We start from the raw sequence: 12,431 nt of genomic DNA on the forward strand, positions 1-12,431 counted from the left end.
GTGCAAATGGAACTTTCTAGGTTCAGATAAAAAAACATGCCTAACTCGTTGAGAGAGTAAGTAAGGTACTAGTGGTACACTCTTTTTTAAAATAAATAAAATAACATATATATTATATAGGACTATATACCCCCTATATACAATCTCCATCAAGCCAAAAAAAGTGTACATTTTACTCCAAGCTTACAGGCTGTAGGCTAGAGGGGGATTTTCCAATTTGTACCAGATGTACCACAACCATCAAAACCTTGATACATAAAGGATTTGTTGAATTAGTTATTTGTGCCATGTCTTTGTACCGTATCACATGTATTAAGTAAAGGAATTAAATTATATGTATTACTCACTTGGAGATTTAAACAACTTCGATAAATTAGATTTTGTCATGCAGATTAAAAGGAAGTCTGGTAAACAAGCAGCTATCCACTTCTGTGATTGAACAAGGCTGAACATAGCGATTACTTTGATGAAATGAACGATGAGCTAACTTGGTCTAGGATAGCCGTTGAGCATGACGGTACCCCTACACTATTCTGTGGTTCCTTTTCAACTAAGACATTTTATATCTACACCGTCAAAGGCAATCAAGTTAACCGTGAGGTCAAGCAACTAGGAAATAACTAAAATATAGCTATTGATGCTAATTTTAATTATGCTCATCTGAATATATTCATTTAATACAAACTAGCTAAAAAGGCTAGTTTTTTGTATTATTTTTTATGAGGTGAACACAATGAGTTGGATAAATGGAACCATAATACCTTTTTTATCTAAATTAGAATGGGGAACAGTTGCTGATTGGGTAAGTGGTATTGGTTCATTAGGGGCGATTATATTCGCTTATTGGCAAATGCATGTGCAAAAAAATAAAGAAGAGAAAGATAAAATATTAGCCAACCGACCTTTCTTTTCTTTTATGAAACTTTCTTATTTAACTAAGCATAAGGATCATTTATGGACTCTAATTGAGGATGCTAGTTCTCAAAAAATTGGCAATACTTTTAAAAATAATAGTGAATATGAATTTAAGAATGATATTCATGCGTATGAATTTAAAAATGTAAGTCAAGCCGTAGCTACTAACGTAGCATTGAAAGTTGAATATCAAAACAAATTAACCGGTAATGTAATAAGAACAGACTATTGTAATATAGAAACGTGTGTAATGGGAAATGAACGAGCTATCATATTACCTCATAGTACAATGAGTGACCCAAGCTATTTTTCTCGTTGCCCTAAAAGAGTTAATCTTTATTTTTCAACGATTGATGATAGGGTGTATCGTCAAAGATGGATTGAAAGAATTGATAAATTTAATAAAATGAACATAGTTTTGGTTGATATCATGGAAGTTCCGAAAGAAGAAATGCCTCATGGGGGAGCATGCAGTTGTGGGGACATAAACTAAATTCAACCAACAAAGACACATAAATGTCGATATAAAGGACATAGATGTGTCTTTTTGTTTGCTCTAATCTAATAAGATACTGATTGCTTATTGTCTAAGATTTATATTTATTTTCGAAAGGAAGTTAGAAACAATGTTTAACAATATTTGGAATGCGTTATCGAATAGTGTGTGGCCATTCACGGTTGCAGTATTTAATCTTTAGGCAATTTGCAAGGTCGGTGGTTTCTTTATCTCTATAATTATCAGAGTTATTGCTGATAGTTATCACGAAATGCATCCCTTGGATTAGCAGTGATCCGTGTACCACCGTTCTCTACCCTGATAATAATTGACCCCCGCCCCCACTATCGTTAGGCGAGGAGCCGCAACAAGTGGTGTTTGCTTGCGTGACAGACCATTTTTTGAATTTTTTTGAAAGGGGGGCCTACTACGCCAAAGGCTGATTTAACGGCATCTAAAGTGCCTAAAAGAGCATCAAAGGGGCTTAATAATTACGGAAAAAAGCGAAACTTTATTTAGAGAAAACAACTAAGTCCTTAACACTTTTATAGACAAGTGGTTATGCTAACAAACGCTAACCTTTTCTATAATTCATATCAGCGTACCTAAGCCAGGAATAAAGCTTAAAAATCTGGTATATAGGGAATATTAGAACAGCATCCCATGCAATAATAAATACCGTGAGTGCACCCTCAATGAAATTTTTTGGGTGCACTTTGCGCACATCTTTTAATTGCATTAATCCTTATACAACAGTCTTTGTAGCTATTATCTTTGCACCCTAAATGCTGGAAAATGCTTGCTTTTTATTCAAAGATCGTGGCTAATTATTGGGATGCAGCGATACCAAACCAGAAACGTGGTTTATTACAGCATTCACCACCCCTACTTCTTTATATAGGAGCACTTTCTCATTTAGTTTCATTATGCCACTAAATATATTTCCAGAGATGCTTTAAGTGGCTCAGACCCATTTAGAACATCCGTTATGGCTGTGACCCATTTCAAAATCGTTTCAAATAATTTGTTTTATAGATATACCTATAACCACCCTTTTTGAACTGGTTATGATAGCTACTTCTTAAATATCTATCAAAATATTTCATTAGTTTAATGTATAATTGTTTTGAGGTGATTCATATTGACTAATAAACCAAAAAGTTTTTTTGAAACGTGGGAAGAACGTGGAGCAGTAAATTCAAAAGACTTCACATCTATTACAAATTTAATTAAATATCTTCATGAACCAAGTAAGCATGAAGACTTGGACATTAAAAAGGTCACAGAAGAGCTTAATAATCCAGCAAGTTTATCCCTTATATATAGTTTTATGCTTATGGACCCAGAAAGTTGGGGCAATTTAGACGTAAGCTCAATCCAAAAACAAAATGAGGATTTTTATAGAAAACTCATAGCTATTCATGAGGTTGTTGAATTTGACAAGTATTTCATCGACGAAAAAATCGACGAAAAAATAAATAAAGCAAGCAAGGAAAAATTCAACCCATTTCAGACTGAAACAGAAGATTCCATAAACGCAATTAATAGTAGACTCGATGCCCACAACACATCTATAAAATCCATAGAGAAAAAAAATGAACACACCGATGAAAAAATAGAAAATAAAATCAAGAGCAAAGTTTACTCAGAGTTTATTGCAATTCTAGGAATTTTTACCGCTATTACTTTTGCCATCTTTGGCGGAATGAACTTACTTAGTAATTTATTCCAAAACATTGGTAGTACACAAGCTTCATTGGGCCAAACGCTGATTCTTGCAGCAATATTTGGCTTAATTATGTGGGGTATAACTTTACTATTATTTTATTGGATAAGTACAATTAAAAAAGATCAAACAAGAACTTTTTATAAGAACTGGGGGTTTTGGTTAAATGTAGTGTTCATAGTATTAATCGCAGTGATATTGATTATAGGGATAATTTTATTTGCATGTCAACAAACTAGTGTGAAGTAACAAAACAGGCTATATGTCAGCATTTACCAGGGTGCATTCCTTATCAACTTAGTTGAAAATCTTCACCTAATACTAGTTCAAAACCTGAAAAAACCTGAACATTTTTGTCTAAATAAAAAGCTGTAGTACCAGAATGGTATTACAGCTTATTTTATTAACTTAAATGACGGCTTTAGATTCATTTCCTTTTGAACTTTTGCAAAATTATCCATAAACTCATCAATTGCTATATGCTTTAAATCCCAATAGCGTGACTTCTTATAGCCTACTTCTTTCATTACTTCGCGATTAGTTTTATCAAGTATATACACTCCAGTTAAGATTTTTCTTGATTTATCTGAACAGTCATTAATTGCTTTAACAGCACATGTGGTAATATTCTTAGCGTATTCAATTCTACTATTAGTTTTAATGCCTTTAAATCTATCTCTGGGGCCTTTTACCAATTCTGCTTTATGCTGCCCTGAACGAGCTGCAAATGTTCCTAAATCATACATAAGAAATACTCTTACGTCTTCTCTATACTCCATTTCATACCCCCATTTAATTAATCCCATACTTTTTCAAGTACATTTCAAAGTTCTTGTCAAATTCACATAAAGCAATGTGTTTTAACTCAAAGTATCTCGTTGATCCATAGCCCATTTCAACCATTACTTGTTTGTTTAATTCTTTTTGCAAATATACCTTCGTTAGTATTGTGCGCGATTTATCAGAACATGCTTGAATTGCCTTGCCGGTGGCCAAAGTTAAATTTTCAGCATAAGTTATCCCTTCGGTAGTACGTTCTTTTGCCAAGGTGGTTAGGTGGTCTATCTTATCCGCTAACAAGTCACTTCTATGCCTATTACACTGTGCTAAATAGTGATTCAAATCATTTTTAAGGTATGCCTTTACTTCTTTCATAGAAAATCTCCTTGTTAATTTACCACGTGTTAACAACACCTAAGCTATCCACCGCAAATATGAAGTCTTTTCAACCTATTTGAGCCACATTTTCCACTAATCAACTACACCAATTTAGCTAAATATCTAAGATTAGCCCACTTGCACGTCTGCTTAAAATATGAAGTCTAATATGAAGTTTTTTAGCCCATTTTGAGCTAATTTCAGAAAATTCGAAAAAACAAAAATGCCTTTATATCAGCGTTTAAACCATCTGACATAAAGGCAAAATCTCATTTATCGGGAAAACAGGATTTGAACCTGCGACCTCTACGTCCCGAACGTAGCGCTCTACCAAGCTGAGCTATTTCCCGGTTAACAAAAAAACTCACCAAAACGGTGAGTTTTTTCTGTTTCTCTTGGAGCGGAAGACGGGATTCGAACCCGCGACCCCCACCATGGCAAGGTGATGTTCTACCACTGAACTACTTCCGCAAGAACAAATATTATTATAGCAAATCAGTTATCTTTTTCAACCCCTTTTTTTAAAAAAATCACCAAAAAATCTCCGATTATTATATAATTATAGCTAAAATACACTTATAGATTTAAAGGAAAAATTATGCAAAATGAATTGGAGAAATTAGTTGATCTGCCAGAAGGAAAGCTCGTTTTTACTGATGAGCAGATTCAATTCTTATTAGACAATATTGGCAATTTGAATCCACATATTAGAGATAACCTTGTTTACACCCTCTTTGCACGCGGCTTTTCAGAAAATGCATTTAAACAAAAACAGATTCAGGTAATTATCGACAGTTTTATTCAGAACAGAGGTCTTTTTAGACAAATTAATCAACCAGAAAACGATGCCGTTTTTCTAAGAACTTTCAGTGCCTTACTTGGCGCACTCATTTTAGAATCAGATAATGACAAGCCAATCTTAACAGATAGTGAACGTCAATTACTTTTTGACTGGAGCATTAGGTATCTAAAAGAAGAAAAAGATTTTCGTGGCTATGTGACAACCAAAGGTTGGGCACACAGTGTCGCGCATGGAAGTGATTTTCTGGGTGCTACTTTGAGTCACCATGATTTCAAGCCTAAGAGTGTAAGTGCAATATTTGAAGTAATTACGAGCATTTTCCAAAATTTAAAAAATCCATTTGTTGATGATGAAGAGCAACGAATAGCATTTGCTTTTTTTCAAGGCGTTCATTTCCAAAAGATAGCTTCAGCTGACTTTAATTCATTTGTTGACGATTTCGATAAGAAAATTTATCAGCAGCTTTTACACGATGATCGTGCTAACTGGTATTGTTTGAGTTCCTGGTTCAGGTTATTACAAAATTGGTATTTTTATTTTTCTACCAATAAGGAAGTTCAAGATAATCTACTTTCGAAAATAACTGCCTACAACGAAAAAATGGGTTTTACATTGTAGGCAAACTAAAAAAGAATCCTTAAAGAAGGATTCTTTTTTAATAGTGTCATTAGCTAGCTTACTATAGTGCTAGCAAAACGATTATTTATTATTTTCTTTTTTCTTCATGTCTTCTTCGACTTCGCGCTCAATATCTTCAATTCGCTCTGGACGCATTGTTGGGAATAGTAAAACATCCCTAATTGCAGGCGCATCAGTCAAAAGCATTACAAGACGGTCAATTCCGATTCCCAATCCACCTGTTGGCGGCATACCGTATTCCATAGCACGTAAGTAATCTTCATCGATCATATCAGCTTCATCGTTTCCAGCTTCACGTTCTGCCATTTGTGCTTCAAAACGCTCACGTTGGTCATCTGGGTCGTTTAGTTCTGAAAAGGCGTTACCGTACTCTTCACCCATGATGTAAATTTCAAAACGATCAGTAAAGCGTGGATCATCAGCGTTCTTCTTAGCAAGTGGTGAAATTTCAACTGGATGACCATATACAAAAGTTGGGTCAACAATTGTTTCTTCACAGTATTTTTCAAAGAAGGCATTAATAATATGACCAACCTTCCAAAAGCTTTCAACCTTAATATCATGGTCTTCAGCAATTTTGGTTGCTTCTTCAACGCTCATCTCTTGCCAGAAATCAACACCGGTCTTTTCCTTAATTAAGTCAACCATATGTACACGACGGAATGGTTTACCTAAGTCAATTTCAGTGCCTTGGTATGTGACTTTACCGTCATCAGTAACAACATTTGCGGCAGCACGAATAATTCCTTCGGCTTCATCCATAACATCATGGAAGTCCCAGTATGCGGCATAAGTTTCAAGCTCAGTAAATTCAGGGTTATGGTGGGTATCAAGACCTTCGTTTCTGAAAACTCGACCAATTTCATAAACGCGTTCCATATCACCAACAATTAACCGTTTCAGAGGTAATTCCAAAGCAATTCTCATGTAAAGGTCAATATCAAGGGCGTTGTGGTGAGAAATAAATGGACGTGCTTCTGCACCACCAGGAATGTTGTGCAAAACTGGTGTTTCAACTTCCAAAAAGTCCTTGTTGTTTAAGAAGTCACGAATTGCTTGGATAATCTTAGTCCGATTAACAAAGCGTTCATAACTTTCATGATTAGTAATTAAGTCAAGGTAACGTTGGCGATAAATTTGTTCAACATCCTTTAAACCATGATACTTATCAGGAAGTGGACGCAAGGCCTTAGATAAGAAGGTTACATGAGTTGCACGAATTGTTAATTCGCCAGTATCAGTTTTCATGACTTCGCCGTCAATTCCTAAGAAGTCACCAATATCTGATTTTTTGAAAATTTGGTAGTTTTCTTCACCAACAATATCCTTACGAACATAAATCTGGATTTTGCCAGTGCGGTCATATAAGTCAGCGAAGCCAACTTTACCCTTACCTCTTTTAGCGAGCATTCTACCAGCAACCTTGGTTTTAGGTAACTCACTGTTTAATTCGTCCTTGTCTTCTTTAGTGTACTTCTCATTTAAAGTACGAGCCAAATCTTGACGGTCGAATTTTCTCATGCCAAATGGTTCAATTCCGTTTTCACGAAGTTCTTCCATCTTTTGGCGACGAACGATTAATTGGTCATTCATTTCACTTTTAGCCAATTATTTTTCCTCCATTATCTTTCACTTTAATTTCTTGCGACCTTTTGTGCCTGTCTCTTTTCATACTCATCAACAAAATTGTCAAGTAAATCGTAGACTTCTTGTGCAGTCCAAACTTCATTTATTTTAGCACGAGTCCGCGCTGAACGGGGAATTCCTTTTAAATAATATGCAGCTTGTTGGCGAAATTCCGGCACAGCAATCTTTTCACCTTTAAGCTCAACTAAGCCTTGGAGTTGATGCTCAGCAGTGGCTACACGTTCACGAACTGTTTGAGGCGGTAATTTTTCACCTGTTTCCAAATAATGAACCATATCTTTGACCATCCAAGGATTACCCAAAGCAGCTCGGCCAATCATGACACCAGTACATCCAATTTCATCTAGTGCCTTTTGGGCAAGCTCTGGCGTAGCAATATCACCATTAGCCAAAAACGGAATATCAAGCACTTGAGCAACATCATGAAGCGTTTCCCAGTCTGCTTCACCAGCATACATCTGCTTACGGGTTCGACCATGCATTGCAATCATACTTGCACCAGCTTCTTGTGCAGCTAGAGCATTTTCAACTGCAAAAATATGTTTTCGATCCCAGCCAATCCGCATCTTAACTGAAACGGGCTTAGAAACATTTTGAACTACCTTATGAACCATTTGATAGATCTTATTTGAGTCCAAAAGCCATTTTGAACCTGCATCAGTCTTAGTGATTTTAGGAACAGGACAACCCATATTGATGTCGATAATATCAGCATCAGTATGTTGATCAATATACTGCGCTCCTTCAAGGAGAGTCTCTTCCGTCCCACCAAAGATTTGAATACTCATGGGGTGCTCACGCGGATCCACATTCATCATTGACATTGTCTTTTTATTACGATAAATAATTCCGTGATCGGAAATCATTTCGCACACAACTAAGCCTGCACCAAATTCTTTACAAATCATTCGAAATGCAGAGTTTGATACTCCAGCCATTGGAGCAACAACAACCCGATTAGGGATGGTTATTTCGCGAATTTTCCAGCTATTATCCACCTAATCATCCTTTCAAATACCTTAACATCATAACAAAAAGGGCTTCATAAGCAAAACTTCAACCTTTTTATTAAGAAAAAAATTGTAGAAACTTATTCATCAGCTCTTTGGTTCAAGAAAGAAGTCACAAGGGGCTGAACGGTTATAGTAACGCAAAAATGCTTTTTTGCTTGTATCATCAACAGAAATATTGGTTACACCAGCATTTTGCATTTCACCAATTTTGGAAATTCCTGTGCTCTCCAAAATATTTTGTACTAATGAGCGTGAAGCAGTCCCATGGAAAACTAATACTACAGATTCGTTTACGTGTTTATTCACGAGATCGTGCCAAAAGTCCATTAATCGATCAGCTAATTGACGATATGTTTCACCAGTACAATAATCACTATAGTTTTCAGTAAAATAGCCTAAATCATCAAAAGCTTGCGGATATTTTGCATGAATTTCAGCTGCAGGTTTACCATCCCAATTACCGTAGTTCATTTCCTTTAAGCGGTCATCGTAAATAATTTCATGCTTTCCTTGATCCAGTATTTCTGCAGTCTGTTTTGCACGGGTCAAAGGACTAGCATAAACATAATCGATTCGATCAATGTCAAAACTGTCACGTAAAGCTTCAGCCTGCTTAATTCCTGTTTCGTTTAATGGCAAGTTGGTACCCGAGCCGTTAATTGCAAGGGTTTTGTTAGTATCAGTTTGACCGTGACGAACGATATACACGTTTAGCATTAGTTACACTCCTTTAATTTCATTTAATTCAACTTCTTCATTATAATCAAAAATGCTAATTACCGCACCAAAATTTAATAATACGTGTGATTAATCTACAAATCTATTTCAACTTATTTTTTGGCTAAAATCGCTTTTAACTCATCTTCAGAAAAATCGTATTTTTCACCACAAAAGTTACAAGTCAATTCAGCACCATGATCTTTTTCAATCATTTCCTTTAACTGACTATTTTTCAGAGTTGTTAAAATGTCACCATATTTTTCTTTTGAACAGTCACATTTGAATGCAACATCATCTTTTTCCAAAATCTTGCAGTCATCGCCCAAAATCTTCTTAGCCAATTCTTCAGGAGTCATGCCGTCTAAAAATGAACTGGAGAGTGCAGGTAAATTGTTAATCCGTTCAATCGTTTGATCAATTAGACTATCACTTGCACCAGGCAATGCCTGAAGCATAAAGCCGCCCGCTGCGCCAATTGTGTTGTTTGGATTAACAAAAACGGAAAGACCAACAGCAGAAGGAATTTGCTCAGATTTAGTTAAATAGTAAGCAATATCTTCAGCGATTTCACCGGAAACAATCGGGACTTGACCAGTATAAGGTTCCTTTAGTCCTAAATCCTTAGTCACTTCAAGCCAACCTTTACCAACGGCCTTTTTAACATCAATATGACCATTTTCCTTAGGTGGCAAAGCAATATGAGGGTTCTTAACATAGCCCTTAACCGTCAAATCAGATTTGGCGGTTACAATTGTTGGTCCCACTGGACCATCACCTAATAGGCGGATCGTTAACTCTTCTTTGTCAGTTAGTTCAGCGCCTGCTAATAGGACACCAGCAATTAATGTTCTTCCCAAAACAGCAGAAGAAGCCGACCAAGTGTCATGCCTAGTTTGTGCTTCTTGAACTAAATCATGGGCATTAATTGTCAATAAACGTAAGTTTTTAGTTTTATCAATTGCTTTAATTAAATAATCGTTCATTTTAATTCTCCTAAAAAAATAGAGCCTTTAAACAGGCCCTATTAATTATTAATCTTGAGGATGATCATCAGATGAATGATCAGTTTCATTTAAATCATGATCAGCTTTATCTTCTGTAGTCTGTGAAGAATTTTGTTCTTCTGGAAATTCAAGTTTCTCTGGATTTTCTGGATTACGCTTTTCAGTTTCCTGATTCTTTTGTAATGGAGATTCAGATTTTTCTTCTTCAGAAGCTTTTTCTTGTTCTTCTACACCAGTTTCATCAGAATTAGCAACTGCCTTTTGATTTTCTCTCTTTTCAGCAGCAGCCTTAGCTTCTTCATAAGTAGAAGCCTTAGATTCACTTGGGTATTCTTCAACTGTCTTTTCAGGCATTTTTCCAGTAGTGTAAAGCGACATAATCTGCTTTTCATCTAGAGTTTCATACTTAAGCAATGCTTCCGCAATAATACGGTGCTTTTCACGGTTATTCTTAACGATTTCAACTGCTTGTTCATGGGCCTCGTCAAGAATTTGCTTGACAGCTTCATCAATTTTGGCAGAAGTTGCTTCACTATATGGTTTAAAGCCGTAAGGATTAGTTTCGCCCTCTTTTTCGAGTTCAACCATTCCTAGCGAATCAGTCATACCGTAGTTGACAACCATACTATGAGCAATTTGTGTTGCTTGTTCAAAGTCGTTGGAAGCACCAGTTGACTGGTCACCAACCACAACTTCTTCACCAGCACGTCCACCCATTAAGCCGACGATTTGTTCCATTAATTGCTTCTTAGTTAGTAAGAACTGATCATCCTTAGGTAGCATTAAATTATATCCACCTGTACGACCGTGAGGAACAATTGTAACCTTACGAACTGTCCGTGAATCACTTAGAACCAATCCACAAATCGAGTGTCCTGCCTCATGGAAGGCAACTCTTTGACGCTCTTTCTTTGAGATCATGCTGTCACGCTTAGCTGGTCCAGCAATTACTCGATCTTCTGCTTCATCTAAGTCATTAGCAGTAATTTCATTGCCATTACGACGAGCAGCCAATAATGCAGCTTCGTTTAGTAAGTTAGCTAAATCAGCACCAACGAAACCTGGAGTTTGACGAGCAATTTCCTTTAAGTCAACGTCATCTGCCAATGGCATGTTCTTGGCATGAACACGTAGGATAGCTTCACGACCACGAACATCTGGCGAACCAACTAGAACTTTACGGTCAAAACGACCAGGACGAAGCAAAGCTGGATCCAAAACATCAGAACGGTTAGTTGCGGCAATGACGATAACACCTTCGTTACCTTCAAACCCATCCATTTCAACTAACAATTGGTTCAAGGTTTGTTCACGTTCATCGTTACCGCCACCACTAGCATTACCGCCACGACGACGACCAATGGCATCAATTTCATCAATGAAAATGATACTTGGTGCGTTCTTCTTAGCATTAGTGAATAAGTCACGTACACGACTAGCACCAACACCAACGAACATTTCAACGAAGTCAGAACCTGAAATTGAAAAGAACGGTACGTTGGCTTCACCAGCAACAGCACGAGCAAGCAAAGTCTTACCAGTTCCCGGAGGACCCTCGAGTAAAACCCCAGATGGGATTTTCGCACCTAACTTGGTGAATTTGGCAGGATTCTTCAAGAATTCAACAACTTCAACAAGTTCCTGCTTTTCTTCTTCTTCACCGGCAACGTCAGAAAAACGAACCTTATTCTTCTTTGGATCTTCTGGCTTAACGTGAGAACGACCAAAGTTCATAATACCGCCGTTACCACCACGGCCGCCACCGCCACTACTTTGACTAATCATCATCCAAAGCATGACAATGAACAGAATAGTTGGCACCAGCATTACAATGGTTGAGATCCAGTTGCCAGACTGCGATTCGCCTTGAGTGGTCATTTTTGTGCCACTCTTTTCAGCTAAGTTCTGAACATTCGACACACTCGAATCATTTTGAAGCATAGTTGTTGAGAAACGCTTCACTTTTGATCCAGAGCTACCGTTAAAGAAGTCGAGACTGTTACTTGATTGGCTTTTAGTATCTTGGGCCTCTTTGTAACTACCTGATACAGTGTAAACACCGTTGGCAGGCTGAACGTTAAAGTTCTTTACCTTGCCGTCATTCAAATCTTTGACAAATTCCGAGTAGCTGATGTTCTCACTACCACCGGAATTATCGGTGCCACCAAGTGCCCAGTTGATTCCTCCTAATAATAAAAGGAAAACAACTATATAGAACAAGCCATTTGAAAACAGCCGATTCCGGTTATTTTTCATAAAAATCCTCCACAAAAGTTCCTAGAGATATACGAATAAAAGTTTAACACATATT

General features: G+C 36.8%; 11 protein-coding genes and 2 tRNA genes. 4 read left to right on the forward strand and 9 right to left on the reverse strand.

The features are described 5' to 3' along the window. Positions 1-435: 435 nt before the first annotated feature. The 3 genes from F5ESL0263_RS06730 to F5ESL0263_RS06740 all read left to right on the forward strand — a co-directional run bounded on the left by F5ESL0263_RS06730 (position 436) and on the right by F5ESL0263_RS06740 (position 3,386). Positions 436-624: a hypothetical protein gene (locus F5ESL0263_RS06730; protein WP_122035792.1), complete on the forward strand. Its 189-nt coding sequence runs from the start codon at positions 436-438 to the stop codon at positions 622-624. Positions 625-733: 109 nt separating this feature from the next. Continuing rightward, a complete protein-coding gene (locus F5ESL0263_RS06735) occupies positions 734-1,408 on the forward strand; it encodes a hypothetical protein (RefSeq protein WP_122035794.1) in 675 nt (224 codons plus the stop codon). A gap of 1,144 nt (positions 1,409-2,552) precedes the next feature. Beyond that, positions 2,553-3,386 (forward strand): hypothetical protein, encoded by an 834-nt coding sequence (locus tag F5ESL0263_RS06740; RefSeq protein WP_122035796.1) that lies wholly within the window; start codon positions 2,553-2,555, stop codon positions 3,384-3,386. Positions 3,387-3,532: 146 nt separating this feature from the next. Here F5ESL0263_RS06740 and F5ESL0263_RS06745 read toward each other — a convergent pair whose 3' ends face one another. The 4 genes from F5ESL0263_RS06745 to F5ESL0263_RS06760 all read right to left on the reverse strand — a co-directional run bounded on the left by F5ESL0263_RS06745 (position 3,533) and on the right by F5ESL0263_RS06760 (position 4,766). After that, positions 3,533-3,916 carry a hypothetical protein gene (locus F5ESL0263_RS06745; RefSeq protein WP_122035798.1) on the reverse strand — a complete coding sequence of 128 codons (384 nt, stop codon included), beginning with the start codon at positions 3,914-3,916 and terminating at the stop codon, positions 3,533-3,535. Positions 3,917-3,929: 13 nt separating this feature from the next. After that, entirely contained in the window at positions 3,930-4,292 is a 363-nt protein-coding gene (locus tag F5ESL0263_RS06750; RefSeq protein ID WP_122035800.1) for a DUF1492 domain-containing protein, read from the reverse strand. A gap of 279 nt (positions 4,293-4,571) precedes the next feature. Further along, a tRNA-Pro gene (locus tag F5ESL0263_RS06755) sits at positions 4,572-4,645 on the reverse strand. Between the two features lie 46 nt (positions 4,646-4,691). Next, a tRNA-Gly gene (locus F5ESL0263_RS06760) sits at positions 4,692-4,766 on the reverse strand. 127 nt (positions 4,767-4,893) lie between these two features. Between F5ESL0263_RS06760 and F5ESL0263_RS06765 the strand changes: the two genes are divergently transcribed. Then, positions 4,894-5,715: a DUF2785 domain-containing protein gene (locus F5ESL0263_RS06765; protein ID WP_122035802.1), complete on the forward strand. Its 822-nt coding sequence runs from the start codon at positions 4,894-4,896 to the stop codon at positions 5,713-5,715. 81 nt (positions 5,716-5,796) lie between these two features. On the opposite strand, the gene lysS is transcribed toward F5ESL0263_RS06765, so the two are convergent. From lysS to ftsH, 5 genes are all read right to left on the reverse strand, one after another. After that, on the reverse strand, positions 5,797-7,344 hold the full coding sequence (gene lysS / locus F5ESL0263_RS06770) for a lysine--tRNA ligase (protein WP_122035804.1): 1,548 nt from the start codon (positions 7,342-7,344) through the stop codon (positions 5,797-5,799). 26 nt (positions 7,345-7,370) lie between these two features. Further along, entirely contained in the window at positions 7,371-8,381 is a 1,011-nt protein-coding gene (dusB, locus tag F5ESL0263_RS06775) for a tRNA dihydrouridine synthase DusB (RefSeq protein WP_122035806.1), read from the reverse strand. A gap of 99 nt (positions 8,382-8,480) precedes the next feature. Then, a complete protein-coding gene (locus F5ESL0263_RS06780; protein ID WP_122035808.1) occupies positions 8,481-9,113 on the reverse strand; it encodes a histidine phosphatase family protein in 633 nt (210 codons plus the stop codon). Positions 9,114-9,226: 113 nt separating this feature from the next. Further along, positions 9,227-10,099 (reverse strand): Hsp33 family molecular chaperone HslO, encoded by an 873-nt coding sequence (hslO, locus tag F5ESL0263_RS06785; protein ID WP_122035810.1) that lies wholly within the window; start codon positions 10,097-10,099, stop codon positions 9,227-9,229. 48 nt (positions 10,100-10,147) lie between these two features. After that, a complete protein-coding gene (ftsH, locus tag F5ESL0263_RS06790) occupies positions 10,148-12,376 on the reverse strand; it encodes an ATP-dependent zinc metalloprotease FtsH (protein WP_122035812.1) in 2,229 nt (742 codons plus the stop codon). Positions 12,377-12,431: the final 55 nt, after the last annotated feature.

The organism is Lactobacillus sp. ESL0263, from assembly GCF_003692845.1.
GTDB classification, from domain to species: Bacteria; Bacillota; Bacilli; order Lactobacillales; family Lactobacillaceae; genus Lactobacillus; species Lactobacillus apis.

Coding starts and splice junctions, on each gene's coding strand:
- ftsH (WP_122035812.1), bottom strand. CDS start 12,376: ATGAAAAATAACCGGAATCGGCTGTTTTCAAATGGCTTGTTCTATATA.
- F5ESL0263_RS06735 (WP_122035794.1), top strand. CDS start 734: ATGAGTTGGATAAATGGAACCATAATACCTTTTTTATCTAAATTAGAA.
- F5ESL0263_RS06780 (WP_122035808.1), bottom strand. CDS start 9,113: ATGCTAAACGTGTATATCGTTCGTCACGGTCAAACTGATACTAACAAA.
- hslO (WP_122035810.1), bottom strand. CDS start 10,099: ATGAACGATTATTTAATTAAAGCAATTGATAAAACTAAAAACTTACGT.
- F5ESL0263_RS06750 (WP_122035800.1), bottom strand. CDS start 4,292: ATGAAAGAAGTAAAGGCATACCTTAAAAATGATTTGAATCACTATTTA.
- F5ESL0263_RS06745 (WP_122035798.1), bottom strand. CDS start 3,916: ATGGAGTATAGAGAAGACGTAAGAGTATTTCTTATGTATGATTTAGGA.
- F5ESL0263_RS06765 (WP_122035802.1), top strand. CDS start 4,894: ATGCAAAATGAATTGGAGAAATTAGTTGATCTGCCAGAAGGAAAGCTC.